Origin of the sequence: Allocoleopsis franciscana PCC 7113, assembly GCF_000317515.1 — a bacterium.
In the GTDB taxonomy this organism is placed as follows: Bacteria; Cyanobacteriota; Cyanobacteriia; order Cyanobacteriales; family Coleofasciculaceae; genus Allocoleopsis; species Allocoleopsis franciscana.
In genome coordinates this window covers 2570256-2589282 of sequence record NC_019738.1, presented here as the reverse complement: position 1 = coordinate 2589282, position 19027 = coordinate 2570256, and the positions used below count along the sequence as shown (strand labels likewise).

Annotated in this window: 11 protein-coding genes; 4 read left to right on the top strand and 7 right to left on the bottom strand. The window is 46.8% G+C overall.

Annotation, left to right across the window (positions count from 1 at the left end; translation table 11 throughout):
• Positions 1 to 101: 101 nt before the first annotated feature.
• Positions 102 to 1757, bottom strand: coding sequence for an ABC1 kinase family protein (locus tag MIC7113_RS10965; protein ID WP_015182227.1), 1656 nt, complete (start codon positions 1755 to 1757; stop codon positions 102 to 104).
• Between the two features lie 601 nt (positions 1758 to 2358).
• On the opposite strand from MIC7113_RS10965, the gene MIC7113_RS10960 reads away from it, so the two are divergent.
• Positions 2359 to 2730 (top strand): hypothetical protein, encoded by a 372-nt coding sequence (locus MIC7113_RS10960; protein ID WP_015182226.1) that lies wholly within the window; start codon positions 2359 to 2361, stop codon positions 2728 to 2730.
• A gap of 317 nt (positions 2731 to 3047) precedes the next feature.
• On the opposite strand, the gene MIC7113_RS33230 is transcribed toward MIC7113_RS10960, so the two are convergent.
• The 6 genes from MIC7113_RS33230 to MIC7113_RS10930 all read right to left on the bottom strand — a co-directional run bounded on the left by MIC7113_RS33230 (position 3048) and on the right by MIC7113_RS10930 (position 13350).
• Positions 3048 to 4421 (bottom strand): adenylate/guanylate cyclase domain-containing protein, encoded by a 1374-nt coding sequence (locus tag MIC7113_RS33230; RefSeq protein ID WP_051055659.1) that lies wholly within the window; start codon positions 4419 to 4421, stop codon positions 3048 to 3050.
• Positions 4422 to 4694: 273 nt separating this feature from the next.
• Positions 4695 to 7451 (bottom strand): zinc-dependent metalloprotease, encoded by a 2757-nt coding sequence (locus tag MIC7113_RS10950; protein WP_015182224.1) that lies wholly within the window; start codon positions 7449 to 7451, stop codon positions 4695 to 4697.
• 122 nt (positions 7452 to 7573) lie between these two features.
• Entirely contained in the window at positions 7574 to 9439 is a 1866-nt protein-coding gene (gene ilvD / locus MIC7113_RS10945; RefSeq protein WP_015182223.1) for a dihydroxy-acid dehydratase, read from the bottom strand.
• A 108-nt stretch (positions 9440 to 9547) separates the two neighbouring features.
• Positions 9548 to 10918, bottom strand: coding sequence for a bifunctional UDP-N-acetylglucosamine diphosphorylase/glucosamine-1-phosphate N-acetyltransferase GlmU (gene glmU / locus MIC7113_RS10940; RefSeq protein WP_015182222.1), 1371 nt, complete (start codon positions 10916 to 10918; stop codon positions 9548 to 9550).
• A gap of 140 nt (positions 10919 to 11058) precedes the next feature.
• Positions 11059 to 12054, bottom strand: coding sequence for a response regulator (locus MIC7113_RS10935; RefSeq protein WP_315889684.1), 996 nt, complete (start codon positions 12052 to 12054; stop codon positions 11059 to 11061).
• A 420-nt stretch (positions 12055 to 12474) separates the two neighbouring features.
• Complete coding sequence (locus MIC7113_RS10930; RefSeq protein WP_015182220.1) at positions 12475 to 13350, bottom strand: tRNA (5-methylaminomethyl-2-thiouridine)(34)-methyltransferase MnmD; 876 nt, start codon at positions 13348 to 13350, stop codon at positions 12475 to 12477.
• Between the two features lie 287 nt (positions 13351 to 13637).
• Between MIC7113_RS10930 and MIC7113_RS10925 the strand changes: the two genes are divergently transcribed.
• From MIC7113_RS10925 to MIC7113_RS10915, 3 genes are all read left to right on the top strand, one after another.
• The gene (locus MIC7113_RS10925; RefSeq protein WP_015182219.1) at positions 13638 to 17786 is read left to right on the top strand and encodes a two-partner secretion domain-containing protein; all 4149 of its coding nucleotides are present in this window, start codon (positions 13638 to 13640) and stop codon (positions 17784 to 17786) included.
• A 137-nt stretch (positions 17787 to 17923) separates the two neighbouring features.
• On the top strand, positions 17924 to 18388 hold the full coding sequence (locus MIC7113_RS10920) for a DUF6335 family protein (RefSeq protein WP_015182218.1): 465 nt from the start codon (positions 17924 to 17926) through the stop codon (positions 18386 to 18388).
• Between the two features lie 302 nt (positions 18389 to 18690).
• Positions 18691 to 18996, top strand: coding sequence for a hypothetical protein (locus tag MIC7113_RS10915; RefSeq protein ID WP_015182217.1), 306 nt, complete (start codon positions 18691 to 18693; stop codon positions 18994 to 18996).
• Positions 18997 to 19027 lie beyond the last annotated feature (31 nt).

The window sequence follows — 19027 nt, the reverse complement described above, 5'->3', positions numbered from 1 at the left end:
AGCGTTCTGGGCAGGAGTAGGCAGAAGGCAAAAGATTGTCTGGTCAAGGTTTCAGAATTTTGCTCTGTCCTAATCACCTTGGCAACTGCGATAAATTAGTCTTACTTAATTCGCCCGCTTCTAATCATACTGACGATTAACCACAAGCCGATTAGGCTAGCGGCGACAAAGAGACTACCACTAACCCAATAAAAAATTGGATTACTGGGGGCTCGGGCAAAAATCATGGCAGCACCAATCAGGATAGCGGCTGTCACAATTCCGAATGTGAGTCGATTTCCTACAGCATCGAGGGTGCGGCGAAACGGTTCTAACCCTCGCACGGCAACGTTCCATTGCAATGTTTCCGAAGTTACCCGATCTAATAACATCTCCAATTGGCGAGGAGCATCGAGGGATAAGGTTTTAATGTCGAGGGCTGCCCTTAAAAGGTCTTGTAAGGGAGCATGTCCAATTAATCGTTGTCGGAATAAATCTGCCATCAGGGGTTTAACTTGCTCGACCAAATTGAAATCCGGGTTGAGTTGACGAGCCACTCCTTCCAGATTGGCGAGAGTTTTCGCATACAAGCCCATGTTGCTCGGAACACGAATTTGGTGTTTCTGGGCAATTTGTAAGACTTGATAGATCAACTGGCTAAAGTTAATTGCCGCTAAGTTTAGGTTGTAGTATCGTCGCAGCAATCGGTCAAAATCATTTTCTAAGTGAGAAAGATTGACGGGTTGAGTAGACTCCGCCAACTCTAACGTTAATTGGCTACATCGCTTGCCATCTAAATTGGCGATCGCTAAAATAAGCTCGATCAAAATTTGTTGCGTGCGGGGATCTAAACGCCCCATCATGCCAAAATCAATCAGAGCAATACGCCCTGAATCCAAATAAAACAAATTTCCGGGGTGAGGGTCGGCATGAAAAATGCCATCGATATAAAATTGTTGAAAATAAGCTCGGACAATTAAATCGGCAATGGCTCGGCGTTCCGCTTGGCCATCTCCACCGTAGTTTGTTCCCTTAAAATCACCCGCTAAAAGGGGAACTCCATGAAGCCACTCCATAACGAGTAACTTTTCACTGGTTAAATCCCAGTAAATTTCTGGAAGCACTAATTGTTGGGGATCGAACCAATTACTCTTGGAGAGATTGCGCCTCAGTAGGTCAGTGGAACTGGCTTCTTGGGTAAAATTGAGTTCCGCCCGCAGCGCCGTCGCGAATTCTTCAACAATAGAGAGTAGATTGTAATACCGTCCTACCTGAGTGCGATTGACTAACCGTGCCAAGCCGCGAAGCAACCGAATATCCTGCTCAACCACTCGGTCAATGCCCGGTCGTTGAATTTTTAAGGCCACCTCTCGTCTATCAATCAGCGTGGCGCGATGGGTTTGGGCAATGGAGCCGGCAGCAACAGGCTGGCGATGAATAATGGCAAAGGTTTCTTCGATTGGTTTTTGAAGCTGCTTGCGGATAACGGCTTCTACGGCCTGCCAATCCACGGGCGGGACTTCCGCTTGCAGGGATGTTAAGGCTTCAATATAGGGCGGAGGTAACAAATCAGGTCGCGTACTGAGCAGTTGTCCCAGCTTCACGTAGACAGGACCAAGATCCACCAAAATATTGCACAGCACCCTAGGCGGTGGCAGTGAGGGTTCTTGTGCTTTCCCTCCCAACAGAAGTACTCGCATATAACCCCAACCGTGCCGGAGAACTACGTTAACAATTTTTCTTTGACGAGAGTTGGTTTGGGAAAGACCTGAAAACACACACGCCTCTTAGGAGAATAGAGATTTCATTGGGATGAACGAGTGAAAGACATTCTGTTCACTCCGGCGAACAGCGAGACAGCTCACAATCTTAACTTTACGCTTATAAGGGTAAGCGAAGTGACAACTAAGACGACTGGGAAAAATGATCTGCTGAAGGTTGGAGATTTCCAAGCTATCAAAAATATTCCATAAGGATGAGTAAGGATGAGTCAGTCCGCCGCTCTATGAGCGCTCCAACTGGCATGACCGAGATCAATCAAAATACGGCGAGAGCTTACCCTGAAAGGATTATCTAAGACCATCGATAGCTTTTTGAGTCACTCAATCGAGGATAAATTACACAGAAATTAGCTCTGACTTCTGTTAGAGGAGGAATTAATTTTTGGCTGTTAATCTTAGATTTAGGTTTACAAATGTTAATTGGCTGGAACATCGGTGTCTTTCTAATCCGATTTCATCACTAATCTACAATTCATTTATTCCGTGAATTGCAGGTAAAAACTAAGTTCAGTTTTTCTAGGATTAACTGAGTTTCGAGTGAGCCAATGATATTCCTAAACTGTGAGAATCCTCTTTAATGAACTCATGGAGTATTAGCATGAAAAATTTGATTTCTAGCGCGTTCGTTCACATCAGTTCTTGGTTTCAGGGACTTCAGGTCAAGCGTTTTTTTGCTGTGGTTATCATCGGTTTTTTAGTGCTGACAAACAATCTTGCTGCTTTGGGTAATAACAAAGCCTTAGCTAAGGAAGGTGAGTCCGTAAGACCCACAACCACCAATGAGTGGTATGAAGAAGCTCGCGAAACGGAAGACGCTCCTGGTGAACGACTTCAGAATATTGCGGAAGAATCAGCACAAGCCATCAAACAATTTGGCTCGGTGTATCCAGAAACAGCCAAGAAAAGTGCTAATGCTTTAGACGAAGATAAAGCACAAAACCAAGAGAGCTCTAACCCATTTCGACGCTAAGTACCTTCTAATTAATCAGGTATTGGCTACTTTAACTCGTGATTTTGAGTTGCAATCGTACATCAGTTAAAGGCGTGATTGCCTGAATACTAGGCATGTGGGGAGTCTGAAAAATAATTATCGGACTTCCCATCTCCTGTGCTCCCCAGCTCCCTAGAGCGTCGGTTCAGTAATGGTGATTGGGGATTAGCATGACCAACGAGATTGAATTAAAAGCGATGGTAAGTGCGCTCCCTATAATTTGCTTAACAAAATTGACCCTATAGCTGATATTGTTGATGCTCTGCCTTGTAATCAGGCTGCTCACCTCAACTGATTCAACTCCTGCTAACCAGCAAACAGTCTCCTTCAATTTCAATGGTCGCAGGTTCAATTCCCGCATAAACTTGCTGCCGTTTCCCACAAAACCGAACGTGTAGCTTACCTTGACCAATCGAGCCTAACGATAACTCCATCACTTGTTCTACTACACCCGCTGCTTTGAGATAGAAAATAGCTTGGAGTCGCGCCTTTTCTAAGAACATCTTAGGCTGGTCTTTGTATTGTGAATACAACGATTGAAGCACACAATCTTGAATACTAATTGTCGTTGCGCTGCTTTGAATTAATTTTTCCAACAGGGCCCGTTCAGCTAAAGCAGGACTGAAAACTTGAGCGTCTTGCAGCATTTGCAACTTGGGTGGGTCATTGAGTAATAACCGCCTTGCTTTTAAGGTTGCAATATCATCGGCTGTATAGAATTGCTTGCGTCCTTTGTAGGATTGCTCCAACGCCTTACTATCTAACTTGACAGGTTTGGGTTCAAGTGTGACTGTCCAGAGTTTACAATCCCCCCTAGATATCGATTCTACACTCTTGACCTTAACCAGAAAACCGTCATTTTGATAAGCGAATTTGAGCAGGGGTGAGTGTTCAAGCTTAGGACGAAGGGCTTGGATTGCCGCATCATCTTGGGTAGTTCTAGAGGGAATTTGGATAATCAGCTTGCCATTGACATTTTGACTATACGTTTCGATTTGGAAGAAATGTTCATGTAACAAAACCCATTGCCCAGAGGAGTAAATGACTAACTCGGACTCTTGGCTATTCCCTTCTGAATCCATCGATTCCAGCTCGAATGGAGCTGTAAAAGGTGTAGGGTGGATTGGGGGAATTTGGTAGACCAAAACTGAACCGGGAATATTTTTTAACTTTTTGGGCACCAAGTCAGTAGCGGTTAGAGCCAGGGGAGTTTTCACCACATCATAGACGGTCTGAGACATACAAATCCCACCGGGTTGGGCTTCTGATTGCAGCCGTGCCGCCACATTCACCCCGTCACCCATGACATCGGTGCCATTGAAAAACACATCCCCTAAATGAACGCCAATCCGATGAATTAGAACTTCTTCTGGAGCGAGGTTAGCGGCTAATTCAGCAAAACTGGATTGAATTTTTTTGGCGCAAGCGACGGCTTTCACAGCACTAGGGAAGTACATCAGCAGCGCGTCACCAATGGTTTTGAGGACTTTGCCTTCAAACTGCTGACACAGTTGTTTCATGACTTTGAAGTCCCGGCGGAGCAAGTCCAGGGTGTACTCTTCGTTGGCTGCCATCATTGCACTATAGCTGACGACATCTGTAAAGATAATCGCTGCCAAAGTGCGTTGTCCTTTGAGCTCCGTGGAGAGAGTGTTTTCTTTGGTAAACATATATCCTGGAGTATGCGAAGCGTCCTTGAGGCACAAAGGTCTACTCTGTGTGCAGTCGTTAACCACAGTACCTATCTATATTGAAAGCGAGAAAACGCGACTTATTTGACGCTTTATCGAATCTAGTCAGAAAATTTATCGGAACTTTGAACTCTTGTTCCTGATGGTTTGATGAAAATATAACTCAGGTGCCATACCAATCACAGCCCGCCGATGGTAATTTTAATCACAAATGAGTATCCGATCAATTCCTCAGCTCCTGTGCTCCTGTGCTTACTGGGCTTGGAGCTGGGCATCCAACGCTTTACGGATGCGCGATCGCGTTTCTTCCAAGTGAGCTTTGGTGTAAGTATCCATCTCTCCACCGTGCCTTCTGAGTGTACCATTGAGGCTTCCTTGCAACTGGCGTAATCGATACCAAGCGAGGGTTCGGGCATCTTCCGGCACATTATCTGTCCGCAATACCATACTCGTTAATTGATTCAGGTAACTCCGTTGCAATGAGCGGCGAATACTGGAGATCGAAAGAGATTTGTCGTCGGGTTGGAGTACCTCTGTCCAAATACTATCTTCCAAGGTTTTAAACAATTCTGGCAGGGTCAACGCTTGATCAGCAGGACTCTTGAGTTCAATATCTTGTAAACGAGTGAGGCGATCGCCCGAAAGCAAATCTCCCAACACCTGACTTTGCAAAAAGAAAATACTCTGGTGAATCGGGTAATCCAATCGCTCGATCTTCAAGTCATTGCCCCAATCTCTCCACCGCGATGGCGCTAACTTATTCAATAACTGAGGTGAAAACTGGAACGCATCTGCGGCAAACACGTATTTTTGCAACACGGAGAGTGCCTCTCGTTGCTTTGCCACCGGTACCGCTTCAAAAGGTAATCTCCCATTCGGATCTCCTGCATGGTTGCGATAAAACGACTGTCCCCCAATATATTTTGTGATGAAATAGACGTTCTGGAAATAATGCCAGAACACCGTATCAAACAGTTCGCTGAGTTCGCTGTAACTTTCACCACGACTGGGATAACGCTTTTCCAGGCGTGCCCACATGGCTCGTGCATTATCCAATTGGGTTTGAGAATAAGTCAGGACATCACTACTCATATCCCAACGATTGGCATCAGGGTTCAGATCAAAGATATCCTCATCCGTTGCATAGGCGAGATCTGGGTTGGTGGAACGCTGGGCAATCTCCTCTAAAAACCGTCGTTCCCTTTGAGCAAAAATGGCACCACTGGGTTTATAGCCATACTCAATTGCCCACTGATCATAAACACCAACCGCAACGGGAAAATAGTCTCCCTGCGGTGTTCCTTGGGCTGCCAGGTTAATCGGCAAGTAATCCATCACCGAGTTGACTAAACCTTTTGTCTGAGTGACCTTGGTATTATTCAATTCCTGGGGTGCAAGCAGTGTGCTGCCCCGAAAGTTGTGACGCAAACCCAGAGTATGTCCGACTTCGTGAGCAATCACCCAACGCAAGCGCTGATCCACATATTCTTTCATTTGCTCACTCCTAAGTTGGGTACTAGAAGAAAGCAAAGACAATCCCAATCGATCAATTGCAGACTGCTGAATTGACTCCCTGCCATAGCAAAGGTCGTGGTCTTTTGCTAATTGTGATAAAACAGACGTTTTTTTGGATGCAGATGAGCGATCCATCACGGATGGGCAAAGATTACCCCCTCCCATCAAAGTTGAGAGCAACGAATTCTTCTGCCCTTGATTCTGTTCCACCAAACGGCGAAAATCCTGCTGCATGTCACGTACTAAACCACTATCTACGACGATATCAGCATCTAAGATTTCTCCGGTTAAGGGGTTCACTCGTGCCGGCCCTCTAGCAAAAAACCCATCTAAAGAATTGAACCAGCGAATGGTGTTGTATCGCACATCCGCCGCGTCCCAATCGGCATTATCGGGCATTTGTTCTACTTGAATGGCATCTTGAAATCCCGCCTTCTCAAAGGCTTTGTTCCACATTAGTACCCCTTCCCGAATCGCTTGGCGGTATTCTAAAGGCACGGCGTTTTCGATCCAAAACACAATTGGTTTTTTCGGGGGAGATAAGGGCGCTTTTGGGTCTTGTTTTTCTAAATGCCAACGGTTGATATAGCGTACAAATGAATCGCGACGTTTAGGGTTGGAGAAGTCTTGATAAGTGGTTAAAAAATAACCAACACGTTCGTCCGCTAGGCGCGGACGGTAGCTGTTATTTGGCTCAAGCTGAGAGAGACTGTAGCGAACGCGAAGGGTAAGGGCGCGGTTATCGGGAAGCGTTGGCAAGTAGTCACCTTCGCCAGAATTTAAAGAGAATCCATAAATTGATTCAATCTCAACATTCGCTGGAAAAGCTTTGGCTGTACCGAAATAAGACTTGTCCGCATCAAGTTGGTAGTTTCCTCTCAAGGCGTCTTCTAAGAAAGGGGTTAATCCTGGAAAATCGGTGAGCATCAAGTCACCCAAATCGATGAGAATTGTCTCTTGATTCGGATGAATGCTTTTAATCGGAAGCGAGTAAAGAACAGAATCGCTAAATGAGCGATCAAGCGATCGCACTTGAGGATCGCCCGGTTCAGCACGAAAATTCACATTCCGCACAACGAAGTGTAAATTGTTATTCATGCGGCGGAAGTAGAACAGCCAAGTTTGTAGCGGAACTCCACTGTATAGCCCTCGTTCGCCGATGCCCGATTCCATCGTTACAGTGGCAAGGTAGTTTTTGTTCAACTGTTGGGGCTTTACTTCCAGGTAAATTTTAGCTGTCTCCTGATTGCGGTAAAGGTTAAACAGCCCTTCTAACTTTTCCGTGTCTGCGACTAGCTTGTCAAACGCCTCTAATTCCGAGTCAGAGCTAGATTTTACCTTGGTCTGAGACAGCACTAAAGGGGTATGGGTGTGAGTCGCTGGGGGCGTCAAGGGCTGTTGCGCCCTTAAGGGAAACGTCTGCTTGATACCAATCAGCCCCATCCATAAGAATAGACTCAGTAAGAACAAAACCCACAACGGCACTCGTCTCATCCAATCCATCACCCTATAATTATCCAGTTTATCAAGGTAATGCGGGAGGATGAGAACCCCTGCCTTTTAAGGAGGGGATGAAATCCGACTCGTAAGCGTTTAATCCTGGATTTTCCTGATTTCTATCTGAGCTGAATAACCTCCGATTCGAGTACTGCCAGGTTTCGTACCGCACCTTGATCCGCGCTAGTTGCCAGCAGTGCATAAGCCTTGAGCGCCGCTGTTACCCGCCGCTGCCTCTTCTGTGCAGGCTTCCAGGCATCTTTGCCCAACGCTTCCATTGCAACCCGACGGTTGGCTAGTTCTTCCGCCGATAGCTCTACGTTAATGCTGCGATTGGGGATATCGATCCGGATGCGATCGCCGTCCTTGACCAGAGCAATGTTGCCCCCCGCTGCCGCCTCCGGAGAGACATGACCAATCGAGAGTCCCGAAGTCCCGCCGGAGAAGCGACCGTCGGTCAATAAGGCACAAGCCTTACCCAGACCCTTGGATTTAAGGTAGCTGGTCGGATAGAGCATTTCCTGCATACCAGGGCCACCGCGCGGGCCTTCATAGCGAATAATCACTACGTCACCTGGTTCCACTTCATCGTTGAGAATTCCTTTGACAGCGGCATCCTGACTTTCATAAATGCGTGCCTTACCTTCAAACACCAGAATGCTTTCGTCTACGCCTGCCGTCTTCACAATACAGCCGCGCTCAGCTAGGTTGCCGTAGAGTACAGCCAGTCCGCCCTCGGTGCTGTAGGCGTTTTCGACGCTACGGATACAGCCGTTTTCCCGGTCTAGGTCGAGTGAAGGCCAGCGGGTCGATTGACTGAATGCTTGCTGAGTGGGAATCCCCGCCGGACCAGCCTTGAAGAAGGTGTGGACAGCTTCGTCATCGGTACGCATGACATCCCAGCGATCGAGCGCTTCTTTCATTGTCTTACTGTGAACCGTCGGCACGTCGGTGTGGAGCAGGCCAGCACGATCTAGCTCACCAAGAATACCAGGAATACCGCCAGCACGGTGGACATCTTCTATATGATACTTTTGGGTATTCGGTGCCACTTTGCAGAGTTGGGGAACCTGGCGCGAGAGGCGATCGATGTCGGACAAGGTGAAATCAACACCGGCTTCATGGACGGCGGCAAGCAAGTGCAAAATGGTGTTAGTCGATCCCCCCATCGCGATATCCAGCATCAAGGCATTTTCAAACGCTTTGAAACTAGCGATAGAGCGGGGCAGTACCGATTCATCGTCCTGCTCATAGTAGCGGCGGGTAATGCTGACAATGGTTCGCGCCGCGTTGAGGAACAGATCTTTACGGTCGAAATGGGTCGCCAGCACGGTGCCGTTGCCCGGTAAGGAAAGACCAATGGCTTCAGTGAGACAGTTCATGGAGTTGGCGGTGAACATGCCGGAGCAAGAGCCACAGGTTGGGCAGGCGGAACGCTCATATTCTTCGACAATCTCGTCGCTGATATTGTCGTTGGCGGCAACTACCATAGCGTCCACCAAGTCCAGTTTGTGGTCTGAGAGCTTGGTCTTGCCCGCTTCCATCGGACCACCGGAAACAAATACGGTGGGAATGTTGAGACGCAGGGCTGCCATCAACATACCGGGAGTGATTTTGTCACAATTGGAAATGCAGACTAGGGCGTCGGCACAATGGGCGTTGACCATGTACTCAACCGAATCGGCGATGATCTCCCGCGAGGGCAGACTGTAGAGCATCCCGTCATGACCCATAGCAATGCCATCATCCACGGCGATGGTGTTGAATTCCTTGGCGACACCACCTGCGGCTTCAATCTCACGGCACACCAATTGACCCAGATCCTTGAGGTGAACGTGACCGGGTACGAATTGAGTAAAGGAGTTGGCAACTGCAATGATGGGCTTCTCGAAATCTTCGGTCTGCATTCCGGTGGCACGCCAGAGAGCGCGGGCACCAGCCATATTGCGTCCTTGGGTGGAGGTTTTGGATCGATAGGTCGGCATGACGAATTCTATTCGCTAAGGGGTGTTAATAATCTAGACTTTATTGGAAATAAGCAGTCGAAGCCGTTGACTTCTCCATTCCAAGATGCCTCAAAAAGGCAACGACAGTTAACTGGATGATGTTTCGGATGGAGTTTTTAACCGCCAACCGGGTTTCACGACCTGCCTCGCCCGCGCCAGTACTAGGCAATCATCGGGTACATCTTCAGTGACAGTCGAACCGGCAGCAATCGTGACATCTTGCCCTAAGGTAATGGGTGCAACCAGGACACTGTTGGAGCCGGTTTTTGTGCGATCGCCAATTTGGGTACGATGTTTTTTCACACCATCGTAGTTCGCCGTAATCGTCCCCGCACCAATATTGACTTTATTTCCTAGTTGTGCATCACCTAAATAAGATAAGTGTGCCACATTGGTGCGATCGCCCACAGTGGTATTCTTCAATTCGACAAAATTGCCCACTCGGCAGGATTCCCCGACTTCCACATGACCCCGCAGATGAGTATATGGGCCAATTCGGGTACCGTGTTTGACCACACTGTCACTCACCACCGAGTACAGCACCGTCACATTCTCACCCAACTGGCTATTTTCAATTAAACTACCAGGGCCAATGCGGCTACCAGTACCAATTTGAGTATTTCCCCGCAGATGGGTTTGGGGTTCAATAGTTACATCCGGTTGCAATTCCACGGTGTCATCAATCGTGATGCTATCTGGATTGATTAACGTTACTCCCGCTTTCATCCAGTCATCCTTCACCCGCGTTTGCAAAATCTCATAGGCATTTGCTAGCTGTTTGCGGTCATTAATACCGAGAATTTCTTGATAATCTGCTACATCCACTGCCATTACTGGCTCTAAGAAGTTAACAACATCCGTCAGGTAATATTCCTTCTGGTCATTATTTGCCTCTAATTTCGGCAGCGCTGTGGCTAATTGAGGCCAATGGAAGCAATACACCCCTGCGTTGATACGACAATTTTCCTTTTGAGTGGGTGTGCAGTCCCGATCCTCGACAATCTGATTCAGCAGATTTTGATCGTCACAAAAAACCCGCCCATAACCTTGGGGATTGGGCAGGTGGGCGGTGAGGAGGGTTGCAGCATTCCGATGCGCTTGATGGGTTTCTAATAGCTGTTTGATGGTGCTCGATCGCAACAGAGGAACATCTCCGTTTAAAATCAGTAAGTCGTCTGTAAATCCGTCGAGGTGGGGTAGGAGTTGTTGCACCGCATGACCGGTTCCCAGTTGCTGTGTCTGTTCGACGAACTCCACATTTGAATAGGCTGCCAAAGACTTTTTGACTTGTTCACTCTGATAGCCGACAACCACGAGGAGTCGCGAGGGGGCTAATGAGAGACAACTTTTGAGTACTCGTTCAACCAGTGACAGAGAACCCAACGTATGACAGACCTTGGGCAGGTCAGATTTCATCCGCGTCCCGCGTCCTGCTGCTAGAATTGCTACTGCAACCATGATGTACTATCAGCTTTCAGCTATCAGTTTTCAAAATTTTGCTCACTGATAATAACAGTTAGAGGAACCATAGACAAATCTGGATAATTCAGTTTGAGCAGCATCAGCTAGCGGCTGACTCATCATCCTGAAAGACCCGATCACGCTGAGTGTGCAAGGTAAACCGTTTTGATAAATTCCGTAAACTGCTGGGAAAGTTCGGGGTTGCGCCAACCTCGTTGGGTTTCCTGAACCATAATGTCTAAAGCCTCTGCTACGGTAAAGGCTCGTTTGTAAGGACGCTCACTGGTTAAAGCATCGTAGATATCGATGACTTGAAACACTTGTGCCAGGTAGGGAATTTCCTCTTCCGCTAAACCATCTGGATAACCCGTCCCATCCCAGCGCTCGTGATGATAACGAATAATTGGCAAGACACCCCGCATTGAGCGTAATGGTTTGCAGATTTTTTCGCCAATCAGGACATGATTATTCATAATCTCCCGCTCTTCGGGAGTAAATGAGCCTTTTTTGAGCAGTACGGCGTCGGGAATTCCCACTTTGCCGATATCGTGGAGATAGCCCCCCCACATCAGATTCCGAATGTCTGTTCGAGGTAGCTGGATGTACTCTCCAAAGGCTTTGCCCATGGCGACTAGTCGCTCACAGTGGTCGCCCGTATTGGGGTCGCGGCTTTCAACGGCTCTAGCCATGGAGAACAGAACCTGTTCAGCGTGGTCTAAATCTTCATTGAGACGTTTTTGACGGACGAGAGACTTAACTCGTGCAGCAAGTTCTAAGCGATCAAACGGTTTACTTAAGAAATCATCGCCTCCAGCCTCGATTCCCATAATCCGCGATCGCTTATCATTGAGCGCGGTGATAAATACCACTGGAATCAGGCGAGTTTGTTCATCTTCCTTGAGACGCCGACAGACCTCATACCCATCCATCCCTGGCATCATCACATCCAGGAGAATTAAATCGGGGCTGCACTCAACCACTCGCTTGAGAGCGATCGGTCCACTTTCTGCCTCCAATACTTCGTAGCCTTCAACCGATAAAAGAGCTACAGCCGTCATCCGACTAGAGGGATGATCGTCAACAACGAGGATCTTGGGTTGATCGGAATCCATGGAAATCAGATCGGAACCCATTGTTCCCGATCTGGCTAACGCCGAAGCACCTAATGTATCCAACATGATCTAGGACTGGCACAGGTTTTATATTATGCCCAACAAGAGTTATTAGTGCAATTAGAGTTTTGATAGCTGCTGGATGCAGCGCTGTTCACAATTGATCTGTATTCTAAGCTGTAATACCTCTTATTTACAGATTTATTGAGATTTTTAAAGGCTTGGACTCTGAGAATCCCAAATGAATCACCATTGCAAAGATTGTGTAAAGTTCGATCAAAGATTTAAATCCTAAGTTAAACACAGATGAACTTCTCAAACGTGATTTCTTCAAAAAATTTTCGGATAAGCTTAAGCGCATAAAACATTGCATCTTCTGAAAACAGGATAAAAGCGCTCAATTCCTCTTCCTGGCTCCCTAAACAGCTAAATTAAATAGCGTCACAGCTTATCCCTCGACCAACGCTTCTGCCAACGAGACGTTGGTTCTAAAGGAGACGCTTGTTGTTCGATTTGGCGACGTTCTAAAATAACAGGTGCTGGATCGCATAGCTGAGGATCGCGGTAAGGCACAGCGGCACGAGTCTGCAAATGCTCTTGCGATCGCAACGGCAAAGGTGGCAAATCAGCATCACTCAAACTTGCTACAGTTCCCGGTTGCCGACCCCTCAAGGGTAAGGTAAAACCAATTTTAAATCCAGCCGTCATCAGGGCACTCCGCACAGAAGCGGCACAGGAGTAAGTCGCTAGTCTGCCGCTGGGTGCACAGCAGCCAGCTAGCTGTTGGAAAAATTCAACCGTCCATAACTGGGGACAGCGGCGGGAAGAGAAGGGATCGAGAAAAATCGCATCCGCTTGAAAATGGGATTGCTGCACCTGCGGCAGGGTGACTCTAGCATCACCCAGGAGTAGTTTGGCGTGGAGTCTATTGGTTTGAACCTCCAGAGAGGTTGCCAGATTCTCCAATTGTTGGGGGATAGGCGGATTCCAAATATTCAGTAAATCATGAGCGATCGCGGTTTTTGGCACAATTAGGTTTAATTCCAGAGCCACCAGTTCAACATGGCAATTGGGATTCGTTGCCCAAATAACTTCTAAGGCAGCAGCGCTGTTGTAACCTAGACCATAACAGACATCCAGCAATCGTACTACCGGTTGTTGGGCTTTCTGTGCGATCTGGCAAGGTTCCACAAACTTGATCAGCGCTTCTTCTTTTGCACCTTGAGTACTGTGAAAGTATTCACTAAATTCAGAAGAAAAGAAGGTAAATGAGCCATCAGCGGTTAGGTGTGGAGTGAAGATGCTGGTTTCTTGCATTCAGTGAAACAAAAATTAAGGAATCGAGCTGAGTCTAGCTTGAACGTAAGGCATAAGGCAGAGGGTAGACCGGAGCTCATACGAGGACAGAAGGGATAAGAATTTTTATTTTTGTGTTGTGGGCAATCGCTTGTGGGGTTGTTTTCAAGTTTAACGAGTTGCCACTAGAGGGCGTCTCATGTGCTTAAAAACTCGTAATTGTTCAGCGCTGGGCGATCGCTCCCTTCCATTACTATACTGGACTGCATTCATGCAAAACTCTACCTAATTTATATCTAAAGATAGATATGAAACGGTGCATTAATCCTTACTGGATAGCGGCTGGAATTTCTCTATGTTATTTAGCAACCACTACCCCAGTGGTGGCACAAATTACCTCTGATGGGACTCTCCCAACTAACGTTACGCGATCGGGCAATATTTGGGAAATTACGGGAGGCACACAAGCTGGAGGTAACCTATTCCACAGTTTTTCACAGTTTTCTGTTCCTACAGGCAATGCCGCTTACTTCAACAACGCACCGTTGATTGAGAATATCTTCAGCCGTGTAACTGGGAGTTCAGCTTCAGAGATTGATGGTTTAATTCGAACCAATGGCACAGCGAATCTATTTCTCCTCAATCCTAATGGGATTCTGTTTGGTTCAAATGCCCGCTTAGATATTGGGGGTTCGTTTACTGCCAGTACAAGCGATCGCATTGTCTTTGCCGATGGTACTCAGTTCAAGGCAACAGACACAGCATCTCAACCCCTGCTGACAATTAGTACACCCCTTGGTGTGCAATATGGCACACAGCCCTCTGGAACAATTAATAATGCTGGAAATTTGGCTGTGAAATCCAATGCAAATATAACGCTATTTGGTACAACTGTTACCAATACCGGGCAATTGGTAGCACCAGGAGGGACAGTTCAAGTATTAGGCGATCGCATCGCCTTATTGGACAATGCTCTAATTGATGTATCAGCCGTTGGCGGTGGCGGTACGGTATTAATCGGGGGAGATTACCAAGGGAAAGGGACAGTTCCCAATGCGTCGCGTAGCTTTGTGAGTAAAGATGTAACGATTAACGCGGATGCTCTTGACAATGGTAATGGTGGGAAAGTAATTATCTGGTCTGATGAGAGTACCCGATTCTACGGTAATATTCGTGTTCGTGGTGGCAAGGATGGAGGAAATGGAGGGTTTGTTGAGGTATCGGGAGGACAGTTTTTAGACTTTCAGGGCAATGTCAATACCTCTGCACCTAAGGGCAGCTTTGGCACACTCTTACTCGATCCAACAGACATAGAGATTGTAGCAACAGGTGGCAATACTACTAGCACCAATCTTCTTTTCACTGATCCACCCTTTCCCTTAGCACAGATAGATGCATCAGTTATTAATAACGCACTAGCAAATGTTGTCCTTCAGGCAACGAATAACATCACATTTAGTACAGGTATTAATATTGCTGCGCCGGGAGTAGGACTCACTGCCCAAGCGGGTAATAATATTACCGTTGCTCTTCCTGTAGGCAATAGTTTTGAAACGAAAGGTGGCGATATGCGATTCATTGCTGGCAACAATATTGTTGTCAATACCTTTGTCAGTAATTGGATTAGCCCTCATGGTGGCAACATCCAGCTCATTGCTGGTGCTGGTAATGGAGCAACGGGTTCTATCACAGTTGATGGTAATCTGCTTTCTTTTCCTGGGAACACAGGAAATATTTCTTTAGCTGCAAGAGGAGATATTTCTATCACAGGTAGATCTCAGATTAGGTCTAACTTGGGTGATATATCATTCAACGCGGGAGGCAACTTATTTATCACTGGCATTTCTAGCGTTGATAGTACAAGAGACTTATTTATCACAGCGGCAGGAACTATCTTGATTGATAACTCTAAAGTGTCCGCCGATCGCGTATCTCCTAATTCAATTGGTGGCAATGTAAACGTTGATGCTGCACGTTTAAGGCTATTGAATGGGGGACAACTTACAGCCGATGGTATATTTGACGGCAATGGTGGCATTGTTACTATTCGGGTACCTGAGATTGAAATGGATAGCACGGGTATCTATGGAAATTCTCAGATCAGCGCTTCAGCTATTCGCAGCCTAGGTTCCATCCCAAGGGGGAATGCCGGAAAAATTGAGATACAAACAGGGCGGTTGACTGCTCGCAATGGAGCGCAGATAATTGCTGCAACGTATGGCTCTGGGAACGCAGGAGAGGTAACAGTTCGAGCTAATGAAATTGAACTGATTGGAGTTGCATTTGGAGATAAAGAAGCCAGTGGATTTTTCGCCAACAACCAACCAGGAAGCACTGGAGGTAACGGGAGAATTGCGATTAATACAGGGCGGTTGCTAGCGCGTGATGGAGCAGGAGTTTTCGTTGCCAGCTTCAATAACCAAACTTCTGGAGAGATAAGGATTCAAGCTTCAGACATTGCGCTGATTGGAAATGCACCGAGTTATGGTTGTTACGGTTCTTATGGCTGTGGTGGTTTACTTGCCCGTGCTCTTGAAGGAACTGGTAATGCAGGAGCGATCGCAATAGATACAAATCGATTACTCGTTCAAGATGGTGCCTTAATCGATGTGAGGGCAGCAACGGGTAATGGCGGAAACTTAAACATTCGAGCTACCGACTCGATGATTGTAAGCGATCGCGGCATTGTCTCTGCTGTCTCTACTGGTATAGGAGCGGGAGGAAATATTGCGATCAATACCAAGAATCTGACCGTTCAAAACAACTCTATAGTAGGTACAGGCTCTAATAACCAAGACAACGCTGGCAGCATTACAGTACGCAATTCAGAATCGGTTACTGTTAGCAATAGAAGTGTTATAAGTAGCCTCTTCTATGGATCAGGAGCAGGGGCAAATCTCGACATTGAAACTGGGAATTTAACCATCAGTGACGGGAGTGGTGTATTGACGAGTAGTGCCGGTCAAGGCAATGCCGGAAATCTGAATGTTCGGGCTGCAAACTCAGTCAATGTAATTAACAATGGTATTTTATCAACAGGAACTCTCGGTACGGGTGCGGGAGGCAACCTCGCGATAGAAACGAAGAACTTAAATATCCTCACGTCAGGCAAAGTCTTCACCAGTAGTCTTGATGCCAGTACTTTTGACTTCAGTATTCTTGACCCGAACATTTATTCACCCGCATCTGTTGAACTTATTCGCAATAGTGTCAACGCTGCGGCGCAAGGAAATTTTACTCAAGGCAATTCAGGAAACTTAACCGTAACTGCCACAGATTCAGTGAATGTGGCAACTAACGGCCTTCTTTCTACACAAGCTTATGGTAAAGCCTCTGCGGGTAATCTCGCTGTTACAACCGGACAATTAACACTCCAAGATGCTGGAACTATATCAACGACGAGTTTCGGTGAGGGATTTGGCGGGAATATTCAGTTACAAGCTAATTCCCTCTCTCTAAACAACGACGGACGCATCAGTAGTCGTAGCCAAGGTGCCAACAGGGCTGGCAATATATCGATTAATGTCCGAGATAATTTGCAATCGAGCCGGGGAGATATTCTGGCAACTTCTGTTCAATCAGGTGGCGGTGATATTAATATCAATGCCAGAGATGTTCGTTTACGTAACAGCAGTTTAATTAGTAGCAGTGTATTTAATAGCACGGGGGGGGGCGGCAATATTACGATTAACTCTGAAACATTTCTTGCATTAGAAGATAGTGACATTTTGGCGAATGCCGATGCAGGGCCGGGTGGCAATATCAGGATTATTTCTCCAGCCTTTCTGGTTGATTTGTTCGAGAATAACCGTGCAGTAGCGGTAGGGCGAAACCCTGGTGATTTGTCTCGCTTTCGTGGCAACAGCCGCGTGGATATTTCGGATAATTTTGGTCGGTTACCGAACAATCAATCGGATATTATTTCTAATGCCTTCTCTTCCTTGTTTGATAACGATCGCACTGATATCTCAGCCGCATCCCAAAGCGGTTCGAGTGGTACAGTTACAATCCCCCCTATCGAACCCTTCAGGAGATTAGCGCCTTTACCAGCCGGACTCGTCGATGCCTCAGACCAAATCAACCAAAATTGTTCTCCCCGTCGAGCAGGTGATCGGGCACAGAACCGATTTATAATTACCGGACGCGGAGGTTTACCGCCCAGTCCCAACGATGTACTACAAGGTGATTCGGTGACAACTGATTGGGTGACGCTTGACTCCCAGGAGGAGCAGTTTAAGGATACTACTTCTGGCGATCGCACAACCGAGGACAGTGCGCGTCTTACCTATCCCCCTACGCCTGTGACAATTGCTGCACCGACCAAACATGAACTCGTAGAAGCACAAGGTTGGGTTTATGGTTCCAAGGGTGAGGTGATTCTTACCGCTTCAGCATCAACGGTGACACATCGAAGTCCTTTTATAACACCCCTTAGCTGCGAGGACATCAAAAATTAGAGTGATGAAGGCGATGTGAATAACCCGTCTAGGGAGACAATCCATTAAGCCATTTCTCTTCCTATTTGAGGATTCTGCTGCATCTTATTTTTAGCTATGTTGCATCTATAAGCCTTCAAAAGATTCATAGGAAAATTATGGGTGAAATTAAAAATAAAACAGCAAACGAAGCTAAGACAACCGATAGAACAATTAAGGTTTCGGATACACCGGTTGAAGATAATGACGAGCCAATGATTTCCGATTTACCCCAAGACATTACCGAATCTTATGGAACAGGTGTTTCCTCAGAGCCAGGTTTGGAAATTGGGGGACGAACAATGGATGACCGGATGGAGGAATATACAGCAACAAGCCCAGAACTCACGGGGGGTGATGTGGATGCTCGTTGGGATCAGGCCGCTATGGTGGGTGATGAGGCTGTAGGGGGAACGGTGGCAACTCCCGATCAAAGTATTGTTGAAGAACTGGGAACGGCTGTAGGCGTCGAATATGATGACCAGGCATTCCTCCGAACTAACGATATTTTGGAAGAGCGTGATGATAGCCGATGGGAATTAGACCCCAAGTCTTCCGAAGATTATCAGGAGCATCGGGAATAATCCTCCCTATAGAGAGAGTCAGATGATGCACAGCCAAAAACCTATTATGCCGGAAGAATCGTGTAAACATTTGGTTTTGGAATTACTGATACCAACTTTGACTTGTAGATTCCTTGTAGATTGCTTATTGAGTGACGATTAGTACTTGCTAACCAGCAATAATTACGTAATGCCTAATTTTTTAGCTTCTTGCGCTACTGAATCACTCTGATGGTTGAAGCCATTCTGTCACAATTTTGGCTTACTAGAAGTGAGTCCAGGAAAAGGTCATAAGGCAGCTTTCACGCTTTTGTGAGACTTTTATGAACATTAAACTAGTTTTAGTCTCCACACTGATTGGCACTATCGGCTTAACAGTTCCAGTAACAGCTCAAATCCGTAACCCTTCTCAAGACTTTTTTGAGCGGGGACGGGAGCAATTGGAACGAGAGATTCAAGTGCTTCAAGGAGAAGGAGAACCCTTTAGTCTAGAAGGAAACTTGGAGCAACCGCCCTCGGAGCAGATACTTGAAGTCAGTCCTTCTCCCATCGAGACACCGGATGCCCTAGAAACTCCGAATCAACCGCCGATTCAGGTGGACAACCCGGAACAGGAGAATCAGCAGTGATTAGGCTCCTTGTTAAGTTGGGCATCCTGCC